This is a genomic window from Nonomuraea sp. NPDC048901 (assembly GCF_040649695.1).
Taxonomy (GTDB): Bacteria; Actinomycetota; Actinomycetes; order Streptosporangiales; family Streptosporangiaceae; genus Nonomuraea.
Genome location: NZ_JBEZFW010000002.1, coordinates 920,828 through 946,617 on the forward strand (window position 1 = coordinate 920,828; position 25,790 = coordinate 946,617).

The 25,790-nt window shown below is 70.9% G+C and carries 26 protein-coding genes; 10 read left to right on the forward strand and 16 right to left on the reverse strand.

The genetic code is table 11. The features are described from left to right. The first annotated feature begins 8 nt into the window (after window positions 1-8). Both AB0C30_RS09295 and AB0C30_RS09300 read left to right on the forward strand, forming a co-directional pair. Window positions 9-1,181 carry a hypothetical protein gene (locus AB0C30_RS09295; RefSeq protein ID WP_357941304.1) on the forward strand — a complete coding sequence of 391 codons (1,173 nt, stop codon included), beginning with the start codon at window positions 9-11 and terminating at the stop codon, window positions 1,179-1,181. Between the two features lie 72 nt (window positions 1,182-1,253). Further along, window positions 1,254-2,834: a Na+/H+ antiporter gene (locus AB0C30_RS09300; RefSeq protein ID WP_357941306.1), complete on the forward strand. Its 1,581-nt coding sequence runs from the start codon at window positions 1,254-1,256 to the stop codon at window positions 2,832-2,834. A 39-nt stretch (window positions 2,835-2,873) separates the two neighbouring features. On the opposite strand, the gene AB0C30_RS09305 is transcribed toward AB0C30_RS09300, so the two are convergent. Further along, window positions 2,874-3,131: a UBP-type zinc finger domain-containing protein gene (locus AB0C30_RS09305; RefSeq protein ID WP_357941308.1), complete on the reverse strand. Its 258-nt coding sequence runs from the start codon at window positions 3,129-3,131 to the stop codon at window positions 2,874-2,876. A 95-nt stretch (window positions 3,132-3,226) separates the two neighbouring features. On the opposite strand from AB0C30_RS09305, the gene AB0C30_RS09310 reads away from it, so the two are divergent. Genes AB0C30_RS09310 through AB0C30_RS09320 form a run of 3 tightly spaced genes read left to right on the forward strand, consistent with a single transcriptional unit; the run spans window position 3,227 to window position 4,324 of the window. After that, window positions 3,227-3,616, forward strand: coding sequence for a hypothetical protein (locus tag AB0C30_RS09310; RefSeq protein ID WP_357941310.1), 390 nt, complete (start codon window positions 3,227-3,229; stop codon window positions 3,614-3,616). 44 nt (window positions 3,617-3,660) lie between these two features. After that, window positions 3,661-3,987, forward strand: a complete 327-nt coding sequence (locus AB0C30_RS09315) for a DUF202 domain-containing protein (protein ID WP_225289460.1) — start codon at window positions 3,661-3,663, stop codon at window positions 3,985-3,987. A gap of 7 nt (window positions 3,988-3,994) precedes the next feature. After that, entirely contained in the window at window positions 3,995-4,324 is a 330-nt protein-coding gene (locus AB0C30_RS09320; protein WP_357941312.1) for a DUF202 domain-containing protein, read from the forward strand. A gap of 29 nt (window positions 4,325-4,353) precedes the next feature. Here the strand turns inward: AB0C30_RS09320 and AB0C30_RS09325 are convergent, their stop codons facing one another. After that, the gene (locus AB0C30_RS09325) at window positions 4,354-6,213 is read right to left on the reverse strand and encodes a PQQ-binding-like beta-propeller repeat protein (RefSeq protein WP_357941314.1); all 1,860 of its coding nucleotides are present in this window, start codon (window positions 6,211-6,213) and stop codon (window positions 4,354-4,356) included. A gap of 82 nt (window positions 6,214-6,295) precedes the next feature. Continuing rightward, window positions 6,296-7,408: a CapA family protein gene (locus AB0C30_RS09330; RefSeq protein ID WP_357941315.1), complete on the reverse strand. Its 1,113-nt coding sequence runs from the start codon at window positions 7,406-7,408 to the stop codon at window positions 6,296-6,298. A gap of 82 nt (window positions 7,409-7,490) precedes the next feature. Between AB0C30_RS09330 and AB0C30_RS09335 the strand changes: the two genes are divergently transcribed. Both AB0C30_RS09335 and AB0C30_RS09340 read left to right on the forward strand, forming a co-directional pair. Then, the gene (locus AB0C30_RS09335; protein ID WP_225289464.1) at window positions 7,491-7,799 is read left to right on the forward strand and encodes a hypothetical protein; all 309 of its coding nucleotides are present in this window, start codon (window positions 7,491-7,493) and stop codon (window positions 7,797-7,799) included. A gap of 114 nt (window positions 7,800-7,913) precedes the next feature. Next, window positions 7,914-8,348: a hypothetical protein gene (locus AB0C30_RS09340; RefSeq protein WP_357941317.1), complete on the forward strand. Its 435-nt coding sequence runs from the start codon at window positions 7,914-7,916 to the stop codon at window positions 8,346-8,348. 42 nt (window positions 8,349-8,390) lie between these two features. On the opposite strand, the gene AB0C30_RS09345 is transcribed toward AB0C30_RS09340, so the two are convergent. Both AB0C30_RS09345 and AB0C30_RS09350 read right to left on the reverse strand, forming a co-directional pair. After that, on the reverse strand, window positions 8,391-10,232 hold the full coding sequence (locus AB0C30_RS09345) for an ABC transporter ATP-binding protein (RefSeq protein ID WP_357941319.1): 1,842 nt from the start codon (window positions 10,230-10,232) through the stop codon (window positions 8,391-8,393). After that, a complete protein-coding gene (locus AB0C30_RS09350) occupies window positions 10,229-11,950 on the reverse strand; it encodes an ABC transporter ATP-binding protein (RefSeq protein WP_357941321.1) in 1,722 nt (573 codons plus the stop codon). The genes AB0C30_RS09345 and AB0C30_RS09350 overlap by 4 nt, the downstream gene beginning before the upstream one ends. A 249-nt stretch (window positions 11,951-12,199) precedes the next feature. Here AB0C30_RS09350 and AB0C30_RS09355 point away from each other — a divergent pair, with 249 nt between their 5' ends. Beyond that, window positions 12,200-12,547: a hypothetical protein gene (locus AB0C30_RS09355; protein ID WP_357941323.1), complete on the forward strand. Its 348-nt coding sequence runs from the start codon at window positions 12,200-12,202 to the stop codon at window positions 12,545-12,547. Between the two features lie 133 nt (window positions 12,548-12,680). On the opposite strand, the gene AB0C30_RS09360 is transcribed toward AB0C30_RS09355, so the two are convergent. The 3 genes from AB0C30_RS09360 to AB0C30_RS09370 are packed head-to-tail and all read right to left on the reverse strand — an operon-like array spanning window position 12,681 to window position 14,731. Further along, on the reverse strand, window positions 12,681-13,358 hold the full coding sequence (locus AB0C30_RS09360) for a response regulator transcription factor (RefSeq protein WP_357941325.1): 678 nt from the start codon (window positions 13,356-13,358) through the stop codon (window positions 12,681-12,683). Window positions 13,359-13,401: 43 nt separating this feature from the next. Beyond that, the gene (locus AB0C30_RS09365) at window positions 13,402-14,529 is read right to left on the reverse strand and encodes a histidine kinase (protein ID WP_357941327.1); all 1,128 of its coding nucleotides are present in this window, start codon (window positions 14,527-14,529) and stop codon (window positions 13,402-13,404) included. A gap of 28 nt (window positions 14,530-14,557) precedes the next feature. Next, window positions 14,558-14,731: a hypothetical protein gene (locus AB0C30_RS09370; protein ID WP_357941329.1), complete on the reverse strand. Its 174-nt coding sequence runs from the start codon at window positions 14,729-14,731 to the stop codon at window positions 14,558-14,560. A 135-nt stretch (window positions 14,732-14,866) separates the two neighbouring features. On the opposite strand from AB0C30_RS09370, the gene AB0C30_RS09375 reads away from it, so the two are divergent. Further along, window positions 14,867-15,691: a DUF1206 domain-containing protein gene (locus tag AB0C30_RS09375; RefSeq protein WP_357941331.1), complete on the forward strand. Its 825-nt coding sequence runs from the start codon at window positions 14,867-14,869 to the stop codon at window positions 15,689-15,691. Window positions 15,692-15,738: 47 nt separating this feature from the next. Here the strand turns inward: AB0C30_RS09375 and AB0C30_RS09380 are convergent, their stop codons facing one another. Next, window positions 15,739-17,508, reverse strand: coding sequence for a right-handed parallel beta-helix repeat-containing protein (locus AB0C30_RS09380; RefSeq protein ID WP_357941333.1), 1,770 nt, complete (start codon window positions 17,506-17,508; stop codon window positions 15,739-15,741). A gap of 66 nt (window positions 17,509-17,574) precedes the next feature. Here AB0C30_RS09380 and AB0C30_RS09385 point away from each other — a divergent pair, with 66 nt between their 5' ends. After that, window positions 17,575-18,492 carry a TetR/AcrR family transcriptional regulator gene (locus AB0C30_RS09385; RefSeq protein WP_357941335.1) on the forward strand — a complete coding sequence of 306 codons (918 nt, stop codon included), beginning with the start codon at window positions 17,575-17,577 and terminating at the stop codon, window positions 18,490-18,492. A gap of 10 nt (window positions 18,493-18,502) precedes the next feature. Here AB0C30_RS09385 and AB0C30_RS09390 read toward each other — a convergent pair whose 3' ends face one another. The 7 genes from AB0C30_RS09390 to AB0C30_RS09420 all read right to left on the reverse strand — a co-directional run bounded on the left by AB0C30_RS09390 (window position 18,503) and on the right by AB0C30_RS09420 (window position 25,681). Beyond that, window positions 18,503-20,107 (reverse strand): fused response regulator/phosphatase, encoded by a 1,605-nt coding sequence (locus AB0C30_RS09390; protein ID WP_357941337.1) that lies wholly within the window; start codon window positions 20,105-20,107, stop codon window positions 18,503-18,505. Next, window positions 20,100-21,764 (reverse strand): ATP-binding protein, encoded by a 1,665-nt coding sequence (locus AB0C30_RS09395; protein WP_357941339.1) that lies wholly within the window; start codon window positions 21,762-21,764, stop codon window positions 20,100-20,102. Before AB0C30_RS09395 ends, AB0C30_RS09390 begins: the two co-directional genes overlap by 8 nt. Continuing rightward, on the reverse strand, window positions 21,751-22,767 hold the full coding sequence (locus AB0C30_RS09400; protein WP_357941341.1) for an ATP-binding SpoIIE family protein phosphatase: 1,017 nt from the start codon (window positions 22,765-22,767) through the stop codon (window positions 21,751-21,753). Before AB0C30_RS09400 ends, AB0C30_RS09395 begins: the two co-directional genes overlap by 14 nt. Before the next feature lie 10 nt (window positions 22,768-22,777). Continuing rightward, window positions 22,778-23,179, reverse strand: coding sequence for an anti-sigma regulatory factor (locus tag AB0C30_RS09405; RefSeq protein ID WP_357941343.1), 402 nt, complete (start codon window positions 23,177-23,179; stop codon window positions 22,778-22,780). Further along, window positions 23,176-23,541, reverse strand: coding sequence for an STAS domain-containing protein (locus tag AB0C30_RS09410; RefSeq protein ID WP_357941345.1), 366 nt, complete (start codon window positions 23,539-23,541; stop codon window positions 23,176-23,178). Before AB0C30_RS09410 ends, AB0C30_RS09405 begins: the two co-directional genes overlap by 4 nt. Next, a complete protein-coding gene (locus AB0C30_RS09415) occupies window positions 23,541-24,374 on the reverse strand; it encodes an STAS domain-containing protein (RefSeq protein ID WP_357941500.1) in 834 nt (277 codons plus the stop codon). The genes AB0C30_RS09410 and AB0C30_RS09415 overlap by 1 nt, the downstream gene beginning before the upstream one ends. 164 nt (window positions 24,375-24,538) lie before the next feature. Next, on the reverse strand, window positions 24,539-25,681 hold the full coding sequence (locus AB0C30_RS09420) for a DegT/DnrJ/EryC1/StrS family aminotransferase (RefSeq protein ID WP_357941347.1): 1,143 nt from the start codon (window positions 25,679-25,681) through the stop codon (window positions 24,539-24,541). Window positions 25,682-25,790 lie beyond the last annotated feature (109 nt).

A 25,790-nucleotide genomic window follows, 5' to 3' on the forward strand; every position in this document is an offset into this window, starting at 1 on the left:
TGTCTGCCATGTCGGAAGTTGTCCCGTTGCCGTCGTTCGGCGAAGTGTTCTTCGATGCTCGAGGTCAGGAGCGGTGTCTCCGGGTCACGTGGCATGAGGGCACCCTGGTGCTCAGCCTGTGGCGAGGTGAGATGTGCACCGCCAGCTTCCGCATGCCGATGGACGATGTCGGCCGGTTGCTCGACACCCTCGATGACGGGTTCGCCGAGGCCACGGGCGAGCAGCCCGCCGTGCCCGCGCACGACCCGGGCACCGAGGTGATCCCCGGCACCGGCCAATACCAACGGCCGCACCAGAGCTCTCCACCGCCGCCGCACGAGGACCGGCCCACCGCCGCTCTGTCCCCCAACGACGTCCTGGTGGCCAGGGGCGCCCCGCCGCCTCAGGACAAGCTGGTCGCCTCCTACGGCGAGACGACCGCGCCGGCGCCGCGCGAGCCTCTCGGCCAGCAGTACGGCCAGCAGGGCTCCTACGGCGCGCAGCAGTACGGCCAGCCGAATCCCCGCGAGCCGTTCACCGGCCCCCAGTACACCGAACCCGAGCCGCCCGAGCCCTTCACCGGCCCGCAGTACGCGGTCCCCGCCGCCCCGGACCCCTATAGCGGCGCCCCCCAGTACACCGGCGACCCCTTCACCGGCCCCCAGCAGCCCCAGCAGTACGCGCAGCCGGCGCCGGTCCAGGACCCCGGCGAGCCCGTCTACCAGATGCCCGGCAACCGCCGCCGGCAGGCGCCCAACACCGATCCGCTCGGCTTCCCCTCCCAAACGGCCGCGCCGAGCCGGCCGCAGCCCGAGCCCTTCGCCCAGCAGCCGCACGACCCCTATGGCCAGCGCGGATACCAGCAGCAACCGGCGCAGCAGCCGGACCCGGCCGGTCTCGGCACCCCGATGCACGGCATTCCGGGTGCGGGCCGGCCCCGGGAGCCCATCACCTACGCCAAGCGCGACGCGTACCCGCCGACGCAGGTGCCCTACCCCTCCACGGACGGCTTCCCCGCCTACCAGACCCCGCCCAACCCAGTCGACCCGCTGTTCTCGATGGGAAGCAACCAGCAGCAGGGGACGCCGTACCAGACGGACCTGTCCCGGCCGTACGTGGGCGACCCGATGTTCTCCACCGGTGAGCGGCTCCGTCCCGACCAGGAGTACGACGACGACAGGGACCGCCGCAGGGAGTGGTGAGCCCGAGGCGGGCGGCCCATCTCATGAGCGGTACGCTGCCTTCGCGTGCCCGTGCCGAGGTGGAGGAGCGCCGTGAACCCCACGATGGGCCTGCAACTGCTGCTGGTGGCGGCAGGGGCGGTCGCGGTCGCCGCCGTCGCCCGGCGCAAGGGCTGGCCGGCGCCGCTGTTGCTGGTGGCCGCCGGGCTGCTGGTCTCGCCGCTGGTGCCCGCCGTGCCGCTGGACCCGCAGCTGGTGCTGTTCGTGTTCCTGCCGCCGCTGCTCTACTCGGCCGCGCTCGACAGCTCCTACCTGCGCCTGCGTGACGTCAAGCGGGCCGTGGCGCTGCTGTCGGTCGGGCTGGTGCTGTTCACGACGGCCGTCGTCGGGCTGGTCGTCCACCTGCTGCTGCCCGATCTGCCGCTGGCGGCGGCGTTCGCGCTGGGCGCCATCATCGCGCCGCCCGACGCCGTGGCCGCCGTCGCGGTCGGCCGGCGGCTCGGGCTGCCGCGCCGGGCGCTGACGATCCTCATCGGCGAGAGCCTGTTCAACGACGCGACCGCGCTGACCCTCTACCGCGTGGCGATCGGTGCCGCCGTGGGCGGCACGGTGGACCTGCTCGAAGGGGTCGGCGAGTTCCTCTACTCGGCGGCGGCCGGGGTGGCGATCGGGCTGGCGCTGGCGTTCCTGTTCGCCTGGGTGTTCCGGCACACCCGCGACTCCCTGGTCGAGAACACGCTGATGCTGCTGATCCCGTTCGCCGCTTACCTTGCGGCCGAGTCGGTGCACGCCTCGGGCGTCATCGCGGTGGTGATCGTCGGGCTCTATCTCGGCAACCAGATGCACAAGCGGGGGTTCGGCACCCGGCTGGTGTCCGACGCGGTGTGGAAGGTGACCGACTTCTTCCTGGAGGCGATCGTCTTCGCGCTGATCGGCCTGCAGCTGGTCACGGTGATCAAGGGGATCGGCGGCTACGGCGCCTGGGAGGTGGCGCTGTACGCGGTCGTCGTGTTCCTGGTGACCGTACTGTCGAGGTTCGTGTGGATGTTCCCCGTCACGTACCTGACGTGGCTGTTCACCGGGAGGCGCAGGGACGAACCGGCGCCCGCGCCCGCGCCGACCGTGATCATCAGCTGGGCGGGCATGCGCGGGGTCGTCTCGCTGGCCGCCGCCTTCGCCATTCCGGTCGGCATGCCCGACCGCGACATCCTGCTCTTCCTCACCTTCACCACCGTGATAGGCACGCTGCTCGTGCAGGGCACGACGTTCCCCGCGCTGATCAGGCGGCTGCGCGTGTCGAGCGAGCAGGAGCAGTATGAGGACAGGCTGGCCGAGGCCGCGGCGCAGCAGGCCGCGCTCGCCGCGGGCACCGAGGTGCTCGACAGGCTGATCGAGGCAGAAGGCGAGCCCGACGAGATCCAGAAGCAGGTCATCGACCAGCTCAGGGAGAAGTCGTGGCGGCGCTCGCTGACCGCGTGGGAGCGTCTGGGCGGCGGCACCGCTCAAGGAGGCGCCGAGACGCCCAGCACGCTCTATCGCCGGTTGCGCCGGGAGATGCTGCAGGCCGAGCGCGAGACGTTCGTCCGGCTACGCGACGAACGCCGCCTCGACGACGAGGTGCTGCGCGAGGTGATGGCCGAGCTCGACTTCGAGGAGGCCATCCTGGAGCGTTAGGCCGCGTCGGGCCATCGCGTTGTCAGCGTCAGGTCCGCATCAGGCCATCGCGTTGTCGACGAAGCACCACTTCCAGCTCTCGCCCGGCTCGTACGACTGCATCACCGGGTGCGAGGTGGCGTGGAAGTGCTTGGTGGCGTGCTTGTTGGGTGAGGAGTCGCAGCACCCGATATGACCGCACTCCAGGCAGCGGCGCAGGTGCACCCACCGGCCACCCGCCGCCAGGCACTCCTCGCAGCCCTCGGGCGTGCGCGGGGCCGGGTCGTCCGCTTGGGAAATATGCTCACACGTTGCCATAGGTGAAATCCTAGAGCTTCCGCGACACGGCACTTAGCTCGCACCCCTCCGGCTTGGTCCCGCCGGGGCGTGAACCCGTTGGGTAGGTTCGGAGTATGCGTCGCCTCAAAAGTCAGTTCGTGCCCCTTGCCGCCCTCACCATGTTCGTCTTCGCCGCGGGCTGCGGTGAGGTCAACAACACCATCGACAAGGCCCAGTCCTGCCTGGAGGCCCCCAAGATCGTCACCGAGCTGGGCGCCAAGCTCACCGACCTGAAGGACGACCCGAAGGCCATGGAGAAGGCCCTCGACGACAGCGCCGCCAAGCTCAACGAGGTGGCCGACAAGGCCGCCAACACCACGCTCAAGCAGGCCTCCGACGACCTGGCCAAGACACTGAGCGGCATCAACGTCAAGGACGTCAACGACGCCGTCGACGCGGCCCAGAAGGTCGGCTCCGAGACCGCCGCCTACCTGGAGAAGGTCGCCAAGGCCTGCGGCGGCTAACCCGGCTTCTCTAGGGGGAATGTGTGCCAATTAGCGTCGTTCGTATGGAGCCTGACCCGCGTTTCACGCTCGCGAACGAGCGTACTTTCCTCACATGGCTGAGCACCGCGCTGGCACTCAGCGCCGGGGGCGTCGCCATGGCGGCGCTCCCCGACCACTTGTTCGTCCCCTGGGTGCGCACCGCCCTGGCCGTGGTCCTGGTCTCGCTCTCCGCGCTGGCGGCGGGCATGGCCTATCCGCGCTGGCGCAACATCCAGCGCGCGCTGCGCGAGCGCGCGCCGCTGCCGCCGCCCGCCCTGGCCGCCGTCTTCGGCTACGGCGTGGCGGCGGTGGCGGTGATCGCCCTGGTGGTCATCGTGATGGGCGCCTGATCCGCCCATGTCCGAGGAGATCTGGGACCCCGGGCTGCAGAGCGAGCGGACCCGCCTGGCCTGGGTACGCACCGCCGTGGCCCTGTCGTCGGGCGGGCTCGGCGCGATGGGCCTGTCCGCGCGGCACGGGCTGCCCCTCGCCGTCGTCGTCACGTTCGTACCGGCCGCGCTCTGCGGCGCCGCGCTGCTGCTCAGGACCAGGACACGGTTCCGCCGCGTCCAGGAGGCGCTGCACGGCGGCCGGCCCGTCGATGCCGGGCTCGACGCGCTGTTCGCCTGGCTCGGCACGCTCAGCGTGGCGGCCGGAGCGCTCGCGTTCGTCCTGGCTCTCGCCTAGCTGGTACGGGCGGTCACATCCTGACCTGGTCATCCGATGCCGCGCAGCCGGGTCCCGTCCTTCTCCAGCGAGCCCACGACGAGCAGGCCCGGTCCCGCCATGAGCCGGGCCGTGGTGTTGCGGCCGCAGCTCGATCCGCACCCTGAGGGGTCATAGGGTTGCCGGGCGCGTACTTGGCCGGTGGCGACGTCGAGCGCGAGCAGCAGCAGAGCGGGTCGGGCCGGGTCGTCCGCCGCGTCCTCCGCCGGGCCCAGCAGCAGGTACGCGATGCCGTCGCGGCTCACCGCGTCGATCGGCGCCCAGCCCGCAAGCTCGGTCATCCGCTGCCTCCAGCGCACCCGGCCCGTGGCCAGGTCCACGCCGATGGCCGGCTCGCCCGGATAGATGATCGTGTCGTCCGCGACCAGCGGGAACCGGTAGTGCTCCAGCTGCTCGGACGGCAGCGGGTGCTCCGCCGTCATCGCGCCGGTGTCCGCGTTGAGCAGCGCCGCGGACCGCGTCGCCGTCTTCTCGTCGGCCGATGTCCGGGAGTACGCGACCCAGAATCGGTCTCCGGCCGAATGGATCGGCAGTTCCAGTCCCAGGGGCCGCGTTCCCGCGCTGACCGGCGGCCTCCATGTCCAGCGTTGCCGCCCGTCGGTGGTGGACAGCGCGATCACCATGTCCGCCTCGGGCCTGCCGCGGCAGCCGGCCAGCAGCGCGGCGACGGGACCGGCCACCGCCACCGCCGTGGCGACCTCACGGCAGCCGTTCTCGAGCTTCGCCGTGCTCCACCGCCACAGGGGCAGCCCGTCGCGGCGTTTCAGCGCGACGAGCTCGCCGCCCAGGGCGGTGTTGTCGAGCAGCAGCACCTCACCGCCGTCGACCAGGCGGGGCAGCCCGGCGACCGGGCTCATCCGTAGCTCGCGCCGCCAGCGCTCCTGGCCGGTGGCGGTGTCCAGGGCCACCACCAGCGCGCCGGTGAAGAAGTGGTACGACAGGACGGTCATGAGCCCGTCGGAGGTGACCACGACGCCCGCGAGGTCCTCGTCCCTGGTGACGTCGTCACGCTCATAGGACCACAACGGGTGGCCGGTGACGGCGTCCAGCGCACGTACGCCCCCGCCCTCCGGGACGATCACGTGGCGACCGGCGGCGACGGGCTCGACGATCAGCCGGAACGGGTCCGAGGGTGCCTGCCAGCGATAGCGGTCGAGCTGGGATGGCGGGGCACTGGGTAAGGCGGGCAGCGCCGTGCTGGTGGTGTGCCGGACGAAGCGGCCCTCGGTGTACCAGCCGACGGCGGGGACGGCGCCGAGCCCCACGAGCAGCAGGACCGCCGAAGCCGCGGCGATCGGGATCGGTGCCCGGCGCGGCGGCGTGCGGCGGATCGGGAGCTCCAGCGGCGTACGGCGTGCCGGGAGCAGCGGCGATCTACGGCGGATCGGGAGGAGCAGTAGCCAGCCGGCGGCAGCGGCGGCGCAGGCGAGCACGGTCAGCGGCCCGCCCGCTCGGATGCCTTCGTCCGGGGTGATGTCCAGCAGGACCACCGTGGCGATCCCACCGGCCAGGAGGGCGGCCCCCGCGGCCGTCAGCGGCGCGCCGATGGATCTGCCCGCCGTCGGGCTGTTGTCGGCTGTCGTGCGGGCCGACAAGGCTCCGCCGCCGCGCGCGGCTTCGAGCCTCGCACGCAACGTCGCCGTCTCGTCATCCCGGCGCATGGCCAACAGCGCCATTCCGGCGCTGGTCACCGGCACGAGAGCCAGGATCACGACCCACGTCGTCGTGTCCGGGGGATCCTTGGGCAGGCCGGCCCAGGACCACGGAACGAACAACGCCGCCACGACACCGATCCCGCCGAGCGCGACCAGGCCCGCGCCGGTCAGCCGTACCATCGCCCGCCAGTCCATTGATCCTCCCCTGGGGGCGCCGATCACAAGGCCCCGCGAGCCTATTCGTCACGTCGGTCCCAATGGATCACTGCCGCCTGGATCAGTCCGCCACCAAGGTGAGCATGCCGCCGGGCTCGCTGCGGATCCGGCCCCCGAAACCGCGGCCTACCCTGTCGAGGGTCGCGCGAAGCCACTCGGCGTCGTCGGGTGCGGCGTGGCTGAGCCGTATGCGCCGGACCCGCAGCGGCGCCATGCGCAGGGCGGCGAGCCGTCCGGAGTCCGGATCGAGCGAGGCGAGGTAGAGCAACCGCAGGTCGCCGCGGTACTCCTCGTACCCGCCGATCCCCTCGTAGTCGTCGATCATGTCGCCGCAGCCGTACAGCACCAGGTGGCCGCGGTAGATCTCGATCGGGCGCGGATGGTGCGAGGAGTGCCCGTGCACCACGTCGACGCCGCCTTCGATGAGGGCGTGCGCGAATTCGATCTGCTCCCGGGAGACCCAATACCCCCAGTTGGAGCCCCAATGGATGGAGGCCACCGCGATATCGCCGGGCCGCTTGGCCCGCCGTACCCGTTCGGTGATGTCGGCCGCGGCGGCCGGCGACGGCTGCGGCACGTAGTCGACGCCGGAGCGGTCCGGGGCCGCCGCCCAGTCCGGTGGCACACCACTGGACGGCATGCCGAACGAGAACACCAGCACGCGCCGCCCTCCCGGCACAGACACGGCCACCGGACGGCGCGCCTCGTCCTGGTCCCTGCCCGCCCCGGCGGCCGCGAGCCCGGCGGCGGCCAGCGCGTCGAGCGTCTCGGCGAGCCCGTCGCGTCCGAAGTCCAGCAGGTGGTTGTTCGCCAGTACGCAGACGTCCGGCCGCGCCACGGCCAGGCAGGGAAGGTTGGCGGGGTTCATGCGGTAGTGGATGGCCTTGCCCGGAGCGTACGCGCCGCTCGTGGTCACCGTCGTCTCCAGGTTGACCACCCGGACGGCCCGCGCGTGCGCGTCCAAGATCGACAGCGCGTCACCCCAGGGCCAGGAGAAGCCGACGGGGCGCGGAATCGGTCCGTTGACCGCCTCGGCGAGCTCGACGTAGACGCGTGCGTCGTCGATGTGCGGCTCGCGCAGGGCGGGATCACCGGGATGCGGCAGGACCTGGTCCACCCCTCGGCCGAGCATGACGTCGCCGCAGAGACACAGGGTCACCAGGTCAGCGCCCATGCCTCCATGGTATGGCGGCTGTCATAGGGGGCGGTTGCCAGTTCGCGACAAATAGGACGACACTCGAAGGAGGGGGTGACTCATGGAAGAAGAGCTCAAGATCCTGCCATTCGAGTGCCGCGGGTGCTGGCATGTGTGGGAAGAGGAATACCTCGTCAGGCGCTTCGACGATCGTCACGGCAACGAGCGCGAGATCTGGTTGCGCTCCGGTGTGCCGGTCCCACCGCCTTCGTCGGGCGCCATCTGTCCCAACTGCGGCTGCCAGCAGGCGACCATGTTCCCGGAGGGTTATCTCAGCCGGCATCCCGAGCTGAGGCCACCGGCCGAGCCGGTTACGCCCGACGCGACACCGCTCCTCAGTCCGGTTCAGAGGCGGGTTTACCCGCTCTAACCTGACAGTAGGTGAGCATTTCATAGCCCTGAGTGTCATAGTGCCGTCTTGTCGGGTGACGAGGCGGGGTGGACACTCTAATCGGATGGTGGCACGTGACCGGGGGTGGTCCTGGTGCGCGATGGGTTCAACACCCAGGAGACATGGCCTTTCGAGTGCATGCGCTGTTTACATGTCTGGGAAGAGGAGTACGTCGTCAGGCATCTCATGGACGACTACGGCAACGAGGTGACGATCTGGCTGCGGGCCGGCGTGACCGTGCAACCGCCCTGGTCAGGCATGTCCTGTCCGGGCTGCGGGGCGTACCACGTCACGTCGTTCCCGACGGGATATCTGTCACGCCACCCTGAGCTGGTGCCGGTGCCGGTGCCGGAGCCCGTGGTGGAGGCGCCCGTCGTGTCCGCCGGGTCCGCGGCGGCGGCGAGGCGGGTGCCCATGACACGGGCACCCCTCCCCGGCCGGCTTCTGCTGGCGGTCGGCCTGCCCGTGGCGTTGTTCGTCGGCTACGAGCTGTACGAGAACATGACGCGCGTGGTGCACCCGCACTGACGACAAGGACAGTGGGGTGCACTGCACCCCACTGTCCTGTCGTCAGCTGCTGAGGCTGTCCAGCCAGGCCTGGTGCAGGCCGGCGAAGCGGCCGGAGGCGGCGATGAGGCGGTCCGGCGGGCCGTCCTCGACGATCTCGCCACTCTCCATGACCAGCACCCGGTCGGCGATCTCCACGGTCGACAGCCGGTGCGCGATGATCAGCGCCGTGCGGTCGGCCAGGATCGTGCGCAGCGCCCGCTGCACCAGCCGCTCGCTCGGCACGTCGAGGCTGGAGGTCGCCTCGTCGAGGATGAGCACCGCCGGATCGGCCAGGAACGCCCTGGCGAAGGCCACCAGCTGACGCTGACCGGCCGACATGCGCCCGCCCCGCTTGCCCACCTCGGTGTCGTAGCCGTTGGGCAGCGCGGAGATGAACTCGTGCGCGCCGATCGCCTTGGCGGCCTCGCGTACCTCACGGTCGGACGCGCCGGGGCGGCCGAACCTGATGTTGTCGGCGACCGTACCGCTGAACAGGAAGTTCTCCTGCGTCACCATGACCACGGCCTTGCGCAGCGTGGGCTCGTCGAGCGTACGCAGATCGACGCCGTCGAGCAGGACGCGGCCCGCGGTCGGGTCGTAGAAGCGGGAGATCAGCTTGGCCAGCGTCGTCTTGCCCGCGCCCGTCGAGCCGACCAGCGCGACGCTCTGCCCCGCCGGAATCGTCAGGTCCAGCCCCGGCAGGATCGGCCGGTCCTCGACGTAGGCGAACCTGACGCCCTCGAACCTGACCTTGCCGCGGGCCTTGGGCAGCGCCGCCGGCTCGCGCGGCTCCGGTACGGCCGGCTCCTCCTCCAGCACGCCCGACAGCTTCTCCAGCGCGGCGCCCGCCGACTGGAGCGTGTTGTAGAACTGGCTGATCTCCTGCATCGGCTCGTAGAACTGGCGCAGGTAGAGCAGGAACGCCGCCAGCACACCGACCGTGACCTCGCCGTGGAGCGCCAGCCAGCCGCCGTAGACCAGCACGACCGCCACGGTCACGTTGCCGATCAGCTTGATGCCGGGCATGAACACCGCGATGAGGTGCATGCTGCTGGCGTTGGCGCCGCGGTAGTCGTCGTTGAGCTGCTTGAAGATCTCCTGGTTGCGCGGCTCCCGGCGGAACGCCTGCACGGCGCGGATGCCGGTCATCGACTCCACGAAGTGCACGATGACCAGCGCCACCGTCTCCCTGGTACGCCGGTAGACGATCGCCGACTGGCGCCGGAACCACCGGGTGAACAGCAGCAGCAACGGCAGCGGGATCAGTGCCACCAGGCCCAGGTGGACGTCGAGCACCAGCAGCAGCGCGGCCGTGCCGAACATGGTGAGCACGGCGGTGACCAGGCCGTCGAAGCCCGACTGCAGCAGTTCGGCGATGGCGTCGATGTCGGAGGTGAGCCGGGAGATGACGCGGCCGGAGGTGTACTTCTCGTGGAAGCTCAGCGACAGCCGCTGGAAGTGGTCGAAGACCCGCCTGCGCAGCTCCAGCAGGATGTTCTGGCCGATGCGGCCCGCCATCTGCAGGAACACCTGCCGGGTGAGGGCCTGCGTCACCGCCGCCGCCAGGATGACGCCGACGACGGTCAGCAGCGTGCCGGGGCCGGTGCCCTTGAGCATCGGCGGGATGCCCGCGTCGATGCCCACCTTCACCAGGTAGGGGATCGCCAGGCCCGCCAGGTTGGACACGATGATGATCCCGGTGAGCAGCGCGATCGCCTTGCGGTGCGGCGTGAGCAGGTCGCCGAGCAGCCTTCGGGAGCGCTCCCGAAGTAACACCGTCACCGTCTCGGACAGGTCGTCCTGGTTCTCGGAGGCGACACCCCGCCAGTCGGCCGCGCTCGACGTCGTCGTGGTGGTCGTCATCGCAGGGCTCCTTCCGAAGGGTCGAAGTCGGCGTCCTGGGCGAGCAGCTCGCGGTATTCGGGCACCTCGTCCAGCAGGTCGTGATGCCGTCCGACGTGCGTGATCGTGCCGTCTCTGAGCAGCGCCACCTTGTCGGCCAGCAGGACCGTGGAGGCGCGGTGGGCGACCACGATGCCGGTCGCCTCGCGCAGCACGTGGCGCAGCGCCTCCTCCACCAGCGCCTCGGTCTCGACGTCGAGCGCGGACAGCGTGTCGTCGAGGACCAGGATCCGTGGCCTGCTCAGTACGGCCCGCGCCAGAGCGAGGCGCTGCCGCTGGCCGCCGGACAGGGACATGCCCTGCTCGCCGATCCGGGTGTCGAGGCCCCACGGCAGGTCGTACACGAACATGGCCTGGGCGGTGCGGATGGCCTCGTCGAGCTCCTCCTCGGTGGCGTCCTGGCGGCCGAGCGTGAGGTTCTCGCGCACGCTCATCGAGAACAGCGTCGGCTCCTCGAACGCCGTGGCCACCACCTCGCGCAGCGCGGGCAGCGACAGGTCGCGTACGTCGTGGCCGTCGATCGTCACCCGGCCCGCGGTGGGGTCGATGAGCCGGGGTACGAGCGAGGTCATCGTCGTCTTGCCCGAGCCGGTGGCGCCGACGATGGCCACCGTCTCGCCCGGGCGTACCTCGAGCCACACGTCACGCAGCACCGGCTGGTCGGAGTCGGGGAAGCGGAACTCCACCCCCTCGAAGCGCAGGTGGCCGCGCGGCCGCTCGATCGACCCGGAACCGCCCTCGATGGCCGGGACCGTGTCCATGACCTCCATGACCCGGTCGGCGGAGGTCATCGCCTCCTGGGCCATCGCCAGGATGTAGCCGAGGCTGGCGACCGGCCAGACCAGCTGCAGCATCAGCGTGGTGAAGGCGACCAGCGTGCCCAGCGTCAGCGAGCCGCCGCCGACGGCCAGCGCGCCGAGCAGCAGGACCAGGGCGAGGGTGAAGTTGGGGATCACCTCGAGGAAGGTGAAGAAGCGGGCCGACAGCCGCACCTTGTCCATCGAGGTGCCGTAGACCTTGCGCGCCGAGTCGTCGAACTGGTCGAACACGTGGTGACGGCGGCCGAACGCCTTGATCGTCCGGATGCCGATCGCCGACTCCTCGACGACCGTGGCGAGGTCTCCCTGCTCGTCCTGCACCTGGCGGGAGATCCTGATGTACTTCTTCTCGAAGCTCAGCGACACCAGGATGATCGGCACCGCCGAGGCGGCCACCAGCAGTCCGAGCGGCCAGTACATGTTCAGCAGCAGCACCGTCACGGTGGTCAGCTGCAGGATGTTCATGACCAGGAAGAGCATGCCGAAGCCGAGGAAGCGGCGGATCGTCGACAGGTCGGTGGTGGCCCGCGACAGCAGCTGGCCCGACTGCCAGTCGCCGTGGAAGCCCATCGGCAGGCGCTGCAGGTGCGCGTAGAGGTCGTCGCGGATCTGGGTCTCCAGCCCGAGGACCGGGCCGGTCTGCGTCCAGCGCCTGAAGAAGATCAGGAACGCTTCGAGCACGCCCACGCCCAGGGCGACGAGGCCGAGGGGGAGCAGGGCGCCGGAGTCGCCGTGGAGCACGGGACCGTCGACGACCTCTTTGCCGACGAGAGGCAGGGCGATGCTCGCCCCGATGCCGATGATCGCGGCCAGCCAGATGAAGACCAACCTGGTGACATAGGGGCGGAGATAGGGCTTCATCCGCCACAGGGCATTGGAGGAGAGAGAGGTGAAGATGGGCAGGGGGCGGCGAGGAGAACGCGTATCGGGAGGCATCCCATCCAGGCTAATACGTTGGATCAACCGATTTTCTGGCGCCCACCGCCTGCTCCCTGCGGCCAAAGCGGAACAGTTTTGCATCCGCCCAGCCCATTGAGTGCCCTGGTCCGAGACCCATGAGGTGATATATCCGGATGCGGCGCGAGCCGCCGATGGAGTTGACTGCCCCGCATGAAAGCTTCGGTGAGCGACTACGCGGGCGAGGCGGATCTGCGGGCGATGCAGGAGCTGAGCAGCCGCCTGTGGTCGCCGGCCGCCCGCTGGCACGTCGGCGATCTGGCCTGGGGCCGCTTCCAGCACACCGGCAGGGAGCCGGAGTGGCCGACGCGGCTGTGGCGGGTGGGGGAGCGGGTCGTGGCGTGGGGCTGGATCGAGCTGCCCGACCACCTCAACCTGGCGGTCGATCCAGCGTACGACGGGCACGGTCTCGTTGATGAGGTGCTGGACTGGTTCGCCGCGACGCCGACGTGCCCGGCCGCGTCGCCGCGCATCGGGCCGCCTTCCACCCCTCACGGGTGACGGAGGACAGCTACCGGGTCGTATGGGGCGCCTGGCCGTACCGGGCGGACCTGGCGTGGCTGTATCGTGGCCTCGGCTTCCACGACACCACCAGAAGCCGCCTCCTGTACTCCTGGCGACCCACTTGTCCTGCTCAGCCCGTTAACCCGTGGCGGGTCGCGTAGTGGGTGGCCTCGACGCGGTTGCGGGCGCCGATCTTGGTGAACGTGTTGTTGATGTGCGTCTTGACCGTGGCCTCGCCGATGAACAATGCCTCGGCGATCTCCGGGTTGCTCAGGCCCTCCGCGATCAGGCCCAGCACCTCGGCCTCGCGGGCGGTCAGGCCGTCGGGCAGTTGCCGGGTTCTGGGGCGCGGCGCGCAGTGCATCGCCTCCACCAGCCGGTCCGACACCTTGGCGGCGAAAGTCGACTGGCCCGCGACGGCCGAGCGCAGCGCCGCCGCGATCTCGGCGCGGCCCGCGTCCTTGGTCAGGTAGCCGCGCGCGCCCGCCCGGAGCGCGCCGGCGATCGACTCGTCGTCGGTGTAGGTGGTGAGCACGATGACCGCGATGCCGGGATGCTCGCCGACGATCCGGCCGGTCGCCTCGACGCCGTCCATCACGGGCATCCTCAGGTCCATCAGTACGACGTCCGCGGGGTGGGCGCCGTCCGTGCCGTTCGCGATGGCCGCGGCGTTGGCGGCCAGCAGGTCGAGGGCCTGGCGGCCGTCTCCGGCCGTACCCAGGACCTCGATGTCCTCGACCAGGCCGAGCAGGGCGGCCAGGCCCTCGCGCATGACCTGCTGGTCGTCCACCACGACCACTCTGATCACTTCCGCACCTCCACGATCGATCGCTCCACACCCACCGCTCTGCTCACTCCGGCACTTCCGCGGTCACTTGCCAAGTCCCCTCTTCGTAGCCGGAGTCGAGTGTGCCGCCGGCCAGTGCGAGCCGTTCGCGCATGCCCGTCAATCCGAACCCGCCCTTCGCCGGGACTTCGGCGGGCAGCGGGTTGCGTACCCGCAATCGCACCACATCGGCGGTGAAGTCGAGCGTCATCGACACGGGCGCGTCCGGCGCGTGCTTGGCCGCGTTCGTCAGCGCCTCACGCGCGGTCCCGACCAGCGAGACGGTGGCCGCCGACGACAGCCCACGGGGGATCCCGTCCGCGCGGAAGTCCACCGGGGACCGGTGGTCGCGCCGGTGCGCCTCGGCCAGCGTGGCGAGCGCGTCGGCCAGCGAGGGGATGTCCTGGCGCAGCGCGGCCACCGCGGCGCGGGCCTCCGCCAGACCGTCCGCGGCCAGCCCGCGCGAGCGCCGCACCGTCGCCAGCGCGCCGGTCACGTCGTTCTTCTCCGCGAGCAGGGCCTCGGCCAGCTCCAGCTGCACGCCCAGCGCGCCCAGCGAGTGCGCGAGCACGTCGTGGATCTCGCGGGCGATCCTGGTGCGCTCGTCCAGCGCGGCGGCTCGCGCCTGCTCGGCCTGCGCGAGCCGGGTCTGCTCCAGGAGCCGTTCGGCCTGCTCCCGTCGTACGACGTGCTGTCGATGATTGACGCCGACCAGCGTGATCGCCAGCAGTACCAGCGCCTGCCCGAACGCGCCGACGGGTGTTTCCCCGGAGATCGGCCAAGTCAGTATGGCCAGCGCCATCGTCCCCGCGCCGACGCCCACGATGGCGGCCACGGACGGGGTGGCGAGCGCGGCGAACCGGCCGAGGATGATCGCCGTGAGGAGCAGCGCCGTACTGTCCTCGGCGGCTCCGAGCGCCACGGCGGGCAGCAGCGTCGCCGCGGCCAGCAGCCCGGCCGTGAGCCGTGGCCGGGACCGGTCGAGCGCCACGAACAGCAGCCAGCACGCGGCGCTGACCCCGTACAGCGCCCAGATCCACAGCGCGCTCTCCCGCGCGGTGACCAGGGTGATGATGACGAACAGCGTGCCGAACACCTGCACCACCAGCCAGCCCGGTGCGATGGTGTCCGGCAGCGACCGCTTCTGTTCCATGCGCTTGATTCCACCAGGTACGGGCTGGTCAGCGCAGGCGGGTGATGAGCTCGATGAGAAGAAGCCGGTAGGCGATGAACCCCACCAGCACCACACCGGCCACCACCGCGATCCCGACCCACGTCTTGCCGTGCATCTTGCCTCCCTTGAGCGATTCCTGCGCTTTGTCGGCTGCGAACCTGAGCAGTTCGTTTCTGTCCATGACCGCGAAACTACGGATCGGGGCGGGTGGAGCGGCACCGCCAGATGGTGGAGATACGGGTGGAGAAGCGGGGTGGAGCGCCTAGACGGCCGCCGTCAGGGCACTTGGCAGGGTCCTTGCGCAAAGGAGGAGACGGTGACCGCAACGGACAAGGCGGGGCGGCAGGCTCGGGCCGCCGCCAGGAAGGCGACCGCGCATCCGGCGATGAACCGGCTCGCCAGGGTCGGGCTGGCCTGCCGGGGAGTGCTGTACGCGCTGATCGGGGTGGTGGCCGTGCGGATCGCGCTGGGCGAAGGAGGGGGACGGGAGGCGGACAAGGCGGGCGCGATCTCGACCGTGGCGCGGTTGCCGTTCGGGGAGGTGGTGTTGTGGGTGATGGTGGCGGGGTTCGTCGCGCTGACGCTCTGGCAGTTGTCGGAGGCGCTGTTCGGCGGGCTCGGCGTGGCGGACCGGCTGGAAACGGTCGGCCGGACCGGCGTGTACGCGCTGATCTGCGGCACCTTGCTGAGCGTGCTGCGAGCCGGGAAGGCCACCTCTGACGACGAGAAGTCGCGGGACGCGACGGAGGCGTTGCTCGGCCTGCCGGGCGGGCCGTTCATCGTGGGCGCGATCGGGCTGGGCCTCGTCGCGCTCGGCGTCCGCTGGGGGCACCAGGGCGTTACCAAGAGGTTCCGGGACGAGCTGAACCTCGGCCAGATGTCCCTGCGGGCCCGCTCGGCGATGGACAAGCTCGGCCTCGCCGGGTACGTCGCCCGGGGGGTCATCGCCGGCCTGGCCGGGGTCTTCGTCGTCGAGGCGGCGATCACGTACGACCCGGACAAGGCGGGCGGGCTGGACGCGACGCTCAGAGCGTTCGCCGCGACGCCCGTGGGGCCCTGGCTGCTCGTGGTGGTCGCCCTGGGGTTGGTGCTGTTCGCGGGTTACTGCTTCGGCGAGTCACGCTGGCGCCGCGTCCGCTGACGCCCGCGTCCAGCGTTCACGGGCGTCCGGCGTTCATGTGCTCGCGTTCAGCGGGAGCGGGGGTTGAGCAGGCCGGCGTCCCGTTGGATGGCGGCTGTGGCGGCGGCCAGCTTCTCCTCGTCGGGGAGCGTGGTGTTGTCCTCGTACGTGACGCCCGCCGGCACGTCGTCCACCCCGACCGGGTCGGCGTCCCAGAAGTTGCCCCGGTAGATCACGTTGTCCAGCGGCGGCGCCACCTGCAGGACGGCGGTGTTGTCGGCGCGTGTGACCACGTTCTCCTCCACGGTCACCCAGGCGGCGCCGTAGTCGGTGTAGAGAGCGAAGTTGTACGGCGTGCGCGTGTCCTTGATGACGTTGCCCCGGATCACCGCGCCGTTCTCGTGCGAGTCGCCCTGCGGCCCCGAAAGGTAGACGCCGCCGCCGTCGGCCAGTACCCCCATGGTGCCGACGGTGAGGTTACGCAGGATGCGGGTGCCCTCGGCGGGCCCGGCCACGATGCCGCAGTGGGGCACCTCCTCGACCTGGTTGTGGGCGACCGTGCAGCCCTTGGTGCCCAGCACCGCGATGCCTGGGGAGCCGGTGAACTCCAGGCCGGTGTGATGGATCCAGTTGTCCTCGACCAGGGGATTCGCGGCGCCGGTGACGGAGACGGCGCCGGCCGAGAGCGTGTCGAAGTCGCACCCGCGCACGCTGACGTCCGTGCCGCCGGTCAGCTCCAGGCCCGCGGCGCCCATGCGGGTGAAACGGCAGTGCTCGACCGCCACGCGTACACCGTCCTCGATCACCACGCACGCGGGGATCCTGGCCGACTCGCGCGGCACCGTCACCCACGCCTGCCCTTCGACGAGCTCCACCTTGTCGACGGGGCCGCCCTCGTAGTAGCCGCTGCCGTGGTAGTGCAGGAAGCCCTCCGCACGGCCGGGCCGCAGCCAGGTGGCGTCGGCGAAGACCAGGCCGCGGAAGGACACCCCGCTCGTGCCGGTGGCCCGCAGCAGCGTCTCGAGAACCGGGGCGACCACGCGCGTACGGTCCGGCGCCTCACCCGTGAGGGGAAGGTAGCGGAGGACGTGGTGGCCGGGCCGCGAGCGGTCCAGGACGAAGGTGCCGGGCTCGGTGAGGAAGGTGACGTCGTTCTCGACCCGGGTGGGCAGGCCGGGGCCGCGGTTGATGTTGCCTTCCCACGCGGAGTTGTAGAGGTCGAGGGCCCACCCGAAGCCGGGCTGAGCCATGGTGATCACGGTCGCTCCGCCACTGTCCGTCCTGGTGGTGACCGCGGCGACGCCGCAGCGGGCCTCGGTCCATGGGTAGACGCCGCGGTAGACGAACTCGACGTCGGCGGGGTTGTGCCAGGCTCGCGGAGCCGCGCTGTCGCTCTCGTAGCCGGTCTCCGTCATGGTCACGGTGCCCGGCAGGCCGTCTATGGCGGCGCGTTCGACCCGGCGGCCGTCCACGTACAGCTGGCGCGTGTCCAGGTCGCCCACGTCGGCCAGCCACACGCCGTCCTCGATCCGCCAGCCGGTGATCTCGCGACCGCCGCTGACGACGACCTCCTCCTGGCCGGCGGTTCCGTAGCCGTGGGCCTGGTAGACGATCCGGTGACCGTCACGGCCGGAGTCGGCCTCGGTGAGCTCGAACGGCGCGGTGAGCACGTGGGTGCCGGCCCGCAACCGGACGACGACATCTCCGGTCGCGGTCCCGGCGGGATCCCGTATGAGGTCTCGTACGGCGTCGCGGGCGCGGTGCAGGCCGGCGAACGGGCGCTCCGCGGTGCCGGGCCAGGAGTCGTCGCCCGAGGGATCGACGTGGAACTCGGTCATGATGTACCGCCCCTTTGTAGTTTATGGTGTACGCGAGGTACTACACCATAAACAAGGGAGGTGTCCATGGCGAGAGGCGGCGCGGGAGATCCCGACGACGGGGTGGAACTGCTGTGGCGAGAGGGTGACGTCGAGCCGCGACCAGGGCTGAGTCTGAGCCGGATCGTCCGGACGGCGATCGAGCTGGCGGACGCCGAGGGGCTCGAAGGGCTGTCGATGCGCAAGGTCGCGGACCGGCTCGGGTTCACCACGATGTCGCTCTACCGTCACGTGCCCAGCCGCGATCACCTGCTCGACCTCATGCGCGACGCCGTCATGGGCTCACCGGGCGCGGTCCCCTCCGAGAGGGGCGGCCAAGGGCGGCGCGCGGTGGCCGAGAAGGCGGATGGCCAGGTGCGGGGCGCGGGCGCCGAGGAGGCCGGCGGGTGGCGGGCGCGGCTGGAGGCGTGTGCGCGTGAAGGGTGGCGGCTGCGCGAACGGCATCCCTGGCTGGCCGAGGTGCGGGGCACTCGCCGGGTGCCGGGGCCCAACGCGGTCGCCCACTACGAGTACATGCTGAGCGCGGTCTCCGGCACCGGTCTCACGCCGGCCGAGATGATCGCCGTCGTCGGGCTCGTCGCCCGGTTCGTCGACTCCGAGGCCCTGCGGCTGGCGGAGGTGGCGCGTACCGAGCGCCTCAGCGGGGTGAGCGAGGAGGAGTGGTGGGGCTCCCGCGACACGCTCTACGCGCGGCTCGAGCGCTACCCGACCCTCACGCGTCTGTGGGAGGAGGGCGGCTACGACGAGCCGGAGGACCCGTTCGAGTTCGGCCTGCGCCGGGTGCTGGACGGCATCGAGATGCTGGTCCAAGAGCGTGATGAAACGCGTGATGAAACTTGTCAGATTTGTGGTGCGCCGGTTGAGCGGGCCGCGTCGGGACGTCCGCGCGCGTACTGCTCCCGGGCCTGCCAGCAGCGCGCCTACCGCAAGCGCAAATCCGGCTGACCCATCGGCGTCAGGCGCCGCGGCGGATCGCCACGATGGCCACGTCGTCCTCCCGCGAGCCGAACGCGGCCAGCAGCCGGTCGCAGAACTCCTCCAGGTCGTCCTCGACCGTCTCGGCCACCTGCCTGGCCTGCTCCAGGCTGTCGTCGAGCAGGATGCCGCGGTCCTCCACCAGCCCGTCGGTGAACAGCAGCATCGTGGCGCCCGCGGGCAGCTCCAGCCGGTTGACCTTGTACTCCTCGTGCGCCACACCCAGCAGCAGGTTGCCCAGCCCCAGGTAGTGGGCACCGGGTCCGGCCAGCATCGGCGGGATGTGCCCGGCGTTGGCCATCTCGACCTCGCCGCTCTCCGGGTCGATGAGCAGCAGGCAGACCGTGGCCGTCATGCCGGGGTGATAGCGGCGCAGGACCTTGTTGAGCAGGTCCATCGAGGCGCTCAGGTCGACCGAGTCGATCAGCGAGGCGCGCAGCGCGTGCCGCAGCTCGGCCATGATGGTCGCCGCGTGCAGCGAGTGGCCGGCCACGTCGCCGATCGCCACCAGCACCCGGTCGCCGACCCGCAGCACCTCGTAGAAGTCGCCGCCGACCTCGATGTTGTCCACGGCCGGCTGGTAGCGGAAGGTCACCTTCAGCCCCGGCACCTCAGGGATGCGCGTCGGCAGGAGGCTGCGCTGCAGGGTCAGCGAGATCGTGTGTTCCTCGGTGTAGACGCGCAGCGCGTCGACGGCCAGCGCCAGCCCTTGGCCGAGCTGCCGCAGCACGTTCAGCTCGTCGGCGTCCAGCGGAGGGTCGGCCTCCAGCCCCAGGTAGACGGGTGGCTGGCCCCTCTTGGTACGGCACAGCACGCCCGTCACCGGCGCGTTGAGCTGTACGTCGCTCACCAGCGTGAGCCACTCGGCGGCCTCCACAGTGAAGACCTTGGCGCCCGCCGGCTCGCCCAGCGACATCGCGCTGAGCCGGTCCAGCAGCTGGGGAGCGGCGGACCTGCTGCTGGCCGTCTCGCCGGGCCGGGCGCGGAAGCGGCGCATCCGGCCGTCGGGCGGCAGCGCCAGCGCGCCCGCGTGGCGGCCCAGCACGCCGACCGTGCCTTCCACGGCCACGGCCAGCAGCCGGTCGAAGGAGTCGGCGCCGTTCATCCGCAGCGTGACGTCGGCCAGTTTGGCCAGGCGCTCGGCCATCAGCTCCGCCCGCCGCCTGGCGCGGTAGTAGCGCAGCGTCGCCTCAACCGTCGCGGCGAACTCGGCCGGCTCGATCGGCTCCGACAGGTAGGCGTCGGCGCCGCGTTCGAGCCCTTCCGTACGGTCGGCCGAGGTGATGGCGTTGCCCGACACCTGGATGACCGGGATCGAGGTCGTCGCCGGGTTCGCCTTGATCCGCTCGCACACCTCGAAGCCACCGATGTCGGGCAGCCGTACGTCGAGCACGACCAGGTCGGGGCGGTTCGTGGCGAGCATGGCCAGCGCCTCCTCGCCGCCGGCCGCCTCGACCACGATGTGGCCCGCCCTGCGCAGCCAGCTCGACAGGATGTAGCGCTTGGTCGGCGTGTCGTCGACCACCAGCACCGTCGCGGCGCCGCCGGCGGGCTCGATCACCGCCCCGGCCACGTGCTCAGTCATGATCCGTCCCCGCCGCGCCCCGGATGGCCTGGAGCAGCTGGTCGCGGCGCAGCCCCTGCTTGGACAGCACCGGGTGGCCGGACGGCGCGGCGTCGGGCCGGATCGTCACCACCACGACGCCGACCCGCTCCAGGGCCTGGTCCTCGGCCATGCGCTGCAGCAGCGCGGTGCCGTCCAGCCGCGGCATCAGCATGTCCAGCAGGATCACATCCGGCGGGCGCGCGGTCATCATCTCCAGCGCGGCGACGCCGTCCGCCGCCTCCTCCACCTCGACGGCGAAGCCGTACAGCATCCTGCGGGCGGCGGCGCGGAACGCCTCGTCGTCGTCGGCGACCAGCACCCGCGCGATCTCGGGCGTGCCGTCGTGGTGCGGCAGCCGCATCGTCACCGTGGTGCCCCGTCCGACGTCGCTCGCCAGCTCCAGCGTGCCGCCCAGCGCCTCGGTGAGCCGGCGGGCGTACGGCAGGCCGAGCCCGGTGCCCTTGACCTTGACCTGGAGCGCGCTCGGCACCTGGAAGAACTCCTCGAACACGCTCGCCAGGTACTCCTGGGGTATGCCGATGCCCGTGTCGGTGACCGTGATGACCACCTCGTCGGTGGCCGCGTCGGCGTGCGCGCTCAGCCGTACCTCGCCCTTCTGGGTGAACTTCAGGGCATTGGACAGCAGGTTGCGCAGGACGCGGATCAGCATCCCCTCGTCGGTGTAGACGTCGGTGACCTCGGGGGCGATGTCGACGCGCAGCGTGACGTCGCCGGGCTCGCTGGTGGGCTGCATCGTCAGGCGCAGGTGCTCGGCCAGCGTGGGCAGGTGGACGACCGACGACTGGGGGTCGAGCCGCCCGGACTCGGCCTTGGCCATGTCGAGCAGCTCGCCGACCTGCTCCAGCAGCGTCTCCGCCGAGTCGCCGATGAAGCGCACCTGACGTGACTGCTCCTCGCTGAGCGGCTCGCTGCCGGGCCCGACCATCAGCCTGACCAGGCCGATGATGGAGTTGAGCGGGGTGCGCAGCTCGTGGCTGACCGTCGCCCAGAACCGGTTCCTGGCCTCGGCCGCCTCGCGGAGCTGGGAGGACTTCTCGTCCAGCTCCCCGTACAGGGCGACCACGCCGCGGTTGGTCTCCTCCAACTCGGCCGACAGCTGGTTGTACAGGGCCAGCACCCCGGTGTTGGTCTCCTGCAGCTCGGCGTTGAGCTGCAGGACGTCCTCCAGGGTCGCGGCGAGCTCCTTGTTCTGCTGGCGCAGCTCTTCGAGAGCGCTGACCGGCGCCATCCCGGCCAGGCGCTCGCGGATCTCGTCGATCGGGAGCCGTGGGGAGTGGGGTGGCAGCCGCTTGGCTATGGTGACGCGACCGTGTTCGGCGTCAAGGGTGACCACGTCGACCAGGCGGCCGGCCAGTGCCAACCCCTCGGATCGGGCGAAATCCGCGCCCATTGCGTGATCCATGGTGATGAGCAGTTTCCCTTTCTCGAGCGAGAAGACGACGGCCGCCCCGGTGCCGAGGAGTTCCCGGCAGACCTCGCTCAGCGCGGTCGCCACCCTGACCTGGTCCTGTGCCTCCAGACCGGCCAGCTCGGCGACGGCCTTGCCCAGGCGGCGCACCACGAAGACGTCATGGTCGTGTTCGAGCGCAGTCCTGGCCAGCTCAGTCGCGGTCATCGCTGGGCCTCACGGTCACCACGCAGGCGTCGTCCCGGCGGCTGCCCGCCTCCCGCAGCAGCCCGGCGGCGATGACCGCGGGGGAGCGGGCGAACAGGCCCGGCATGGCGGAGGGGTTCCACCGCTCGGTCAGACCGTCGGAGTGCAGCACCACGGTGGCGTGCTCGGGGAGCTCGAACTCGTACTGGCGCAGCTGCCGGGCCTGGTGTCCGGCGATGCCGGGCACCGAGATCATCCCCCGGCGGCCGTCGGCGTCGACGATCCAGCCGGAGATGTTGCCCAGCCCGGCGTAGGAGACCGTGGCGGCCCTGACGCGGGCCACCGCGACCGCGCCTCCCCGGGTATGGACGAGGCCCCGATGCAGGCGTTCGAGTGTCGCCAGCGGCTCTTCGTCCGCCGCCCGCAGGAACAGCTCCACCGCCGCCCTGGACGCCTGGGCGGCCGGCTCGCCGTGGCCCAGGCCGTCGCACAGCAGGATCGTCGTCTCGGGCGTGCCGCCGTCACCTGTGGCGGCGATCGCGAAGGAGTCGCCGCAGACCGCCTCCTCACCGATGGGGCGGCGCAGGCCGCTGGCGTACGGCGCCGAGGTGGGCGCGCCGGTGGCGGCGAAGCGCATGACCAGGACGGTGCCCTTGCCGGGCAGGGAATGGACGTCGTACCAGGAGGAGATGCGGGCCATCGCCCCCATTCCGATGCCGAGGGTGCCGGAGGTGGAGTAGCCGTCGCGCAGGGCGCGGGCGATGTCGGGCATGCCCGGTCCCTTGTCGATGGCGATCAGCTCCACGATGGCCGGGTCCCCGGGCTGGGAACGGACCATGACGACGCCCTCCACCGCGTGCTTGACCAGGTTGGAGACGGCCTCGGTGACCGCGACCGCCGTCTGCCCCGTACGCTCGCCGTCGAACCCGGCGGCCTCGGCGAGCTCGACGGCCATCCGGCGTACGGCGCCCACCGCACTGGAGTTCTCCGCTCGCACCCAGGTGTCGTCACGCGTGTAGCTCACCGGCACCATGTCATCGAGCCCATTTCGTCACTGTCGCCGTCGTGCCCTTGCCGGGAGCCGAGACCAGGTCGAACTCGTCGACCAGCCGTCGTGATCCGCTCAGGCCCAGCCCCAGCCCGGTGCCGGTGGTCCAGCCGTCGGTGAGTGCCTGCTCGATGTCGGGAATCCCCGGCCCCTCGTCGCTGAAGGTGAGTTTAAGGCCGCGGCGGGCCCCGTTCTCGACGATCTCGATACGGGCCAGGCCGCCGCCGCCGTACACCAGGGCGTTGCGGGCCAGCTCGCTGGCCGCGGTCACCACCTTGGTCTGGTCGATGAGGGACAGTCCCACCTCGACCGCGACACTCCGGACCCGCTGGCGGACCAGCACGACGTCGGAGTTGTTGGCGATGGGCAGTTCCCAGCCGCTGGTCACGGTGTCGCGCCTCTCACATGGTCGAGCAGCGCGATTCCCTTCTCCAGGTTGAGTGCGGTGCGTACGCCGCCCAGCGACAGGCCGAGCTCGACCAGGGTGATCGCGACGGCCGGCCGCATGCCGACGACCACGGTCTGGGCGTCGAGCAGCCGCGACGTGGCGGCGATGGTGGCCAGCATCCTGCCGATGAAGGAGTCGACGATCTCCACCGCGGTGATGTCGATGATGACGCCGCGCGCTCCGTGGGTCACCACGGCGTCGGCCAGGTCCTCCTGCAGGGCGAGCACGCTCTGGTCGTCCAGGTCGATCTGGATGGAGATGATCAGGATGTCGCCGAGCTTGAGAATGGGCACCCGGTCCATCAGACGTTCTCCGTCCGCACCGCGAGGCGGGTCGGCTTCGGTGCGATCACCTCGATGCCGCTGCGCCTGAGCGCGTGGGCCAGCGCGTCGGCCAGCGAGGCCTTGGTCACGATGTCGCCGAACTCGATGCCGAGCGTGACGATGGTGTGCGCGATCTGCGGGCGGATGCCGGAGATGACGCACTCGGCGCCCATCAGCCGGGCGGCGACGACGGCCTTCAGCAGGTGCTGGGCGACCTGGGTGTCGACGGCCGGGACGCCGGTGATGTCGATCACCGCGTGCTCGGCGCCCGTGTCGACCAGCGTCTGCAGCAGCTTCTCCATCACGACCTGGGTCCTGGCGGAGTCGAGCGTGCCGACCAGGGGCACCGCGACGATGCCCTCCCACAGCTTGACGACCGGTGTCGACAGCTCCAGCAGTTGCTCGGCCTGGTCGAGGATGATCCGCTCGCGGGCCGTCGTGTACGTCTCGAAGGTGAACAGGCCGAGGTCGTCGACGAGCCTGGAGAACCAGATGAAGCCGCGCAGCGCCTCGGCGCCGCCGTCGCTCTCGACGGCCTCGTACATCGCCTCCTTCAGGCCGAAGACGGCCCTGGCGGTGTCCGCCGGGGTGAAGCCCTGGCGGGCCCGGGAACGTGACAACTCGGCGAGCAGGCCGCGCATGTCGGCGAGGTCGCCGCCCTGTTCGAGGGAGGCGAGCAGCGCCCGGTAGATGTCGTTCAGCTCCTCGCTCGACGCCTTGGAGATCAGCGTCCACCGGTGCAGGATCTGCGTCTCGTTCTCGCGGAGCAGCTCTTCGATACGTCGCCTGGCGACATCGGCATCGACGGTCAAGGTCACCCCTGGGAGGAAATTTCACCGGCATTGCCGGGGATGCTAACGACACTGTTCCGCTTCGGCGGGCGGTTAGCGAGATAGCCCGCTTCATGCGTTGAACGACCTTATCTGACGATATAAAGGGATAAGTCCTGCTTTGCCAGATAGTGATCCCCGGCGGATCAGGCGAATCCGGCGCCCTCCGCCGGGCGGGCACCCAGCCTGGTCAGCAGCCGTACCATGCGCGGGGCGTCGAGCGGATCCACCGGCAGCACGTGGCCGGTCCACCAGCGGGCGATCTCGGGTGTGGGCCCCTGCTGGATCATCGGCAGATAGTCGTCCAGCGGCGGATCGTAGACGAAACCGGGCACCACGCCGAGCCGCTCCAGCCCGGCGACGATCTCGTCGCGGTTCTCGACCAGCAGCGGCACCCGCAGGAGCGGACGTACGGGGGATTCGCGGACGCCCGCCGCCACCCACGGGGTCCTGCGCAGCACCTCGACCCCGGCCAGGCGGAGCTCCCGCTCGCGGTCGATCGCCCGCAGGCGCGCGCGCTGGTAGCGGCAGAGCGCGGGCCCCGGGCGCATCCGCCAGCCGTCGTGGTCGATCCCCAGCCACGGGTCCATGGCCGACAGGTTGCCCCTGACGGCCATGAGGGCGTCCTCATGGGGCGCGGGGCGGTGCCCGCTCCACTTGACGATCCCGAGTTGGCGCGACAGGTGCCACATCAGCCGGACCGCGCCGGTGCGGTGGAGGGTCTCGCGGAGCATCGGCTGCACCACGGCCGCCAGCTGGTCGCGCGGCTCGCCGGGCAGCAGCAACGCGTCTCTCGCCTCGGCCAGCGCCGCCAGCGCGCCGGGGTTGGGCGTGGTCAGGAAGCCGCCGGACGCTCGGCCGTGCTTGGCCAGGCTGTACACACCGGCCTGGCCGAACGTGCCGGCCAGGCGCCCGCCGACCATCGTCTGGAAGGCGTGGGCGGCGTCGTCGATGAGGACGAGGCCGCGCCGCTCGCACTGCGTGATCAGATCCCTTATCCGGTCCGGCTGGCCGTACAGGTGGGTAGTGATGACGCCGGCCAGGCCGCTCCAGTTGACGCGCGGCGCGTCGATGTTGCCGTCGCGCCACGACACCGGCGCCATCACCGGCTCCAGGTCGGCGGCCAGCACCATGAACAGCACGGCCTCTGAGGTGGTCGGCGCGATCAGCACCCGGTCGCCGGGGTCGAACCAGTGGCGTAACGCCAGCAGCAGGCCGAAGCGGGCCGACGGCACATGCAGGCAGTCCTGGCCGACCCGGTGCCGCATGAGGTCTTCCAGCGGGCTCATCGGCGACCTCGCCGGACGCGGCGTTTCAGCATCCGTTCGGCCAGACCGTGCAGGAAGGACCGGTCCAAATGCTCCCCTCCCTGGTCTTGATCACTTTGCAGATTTATAG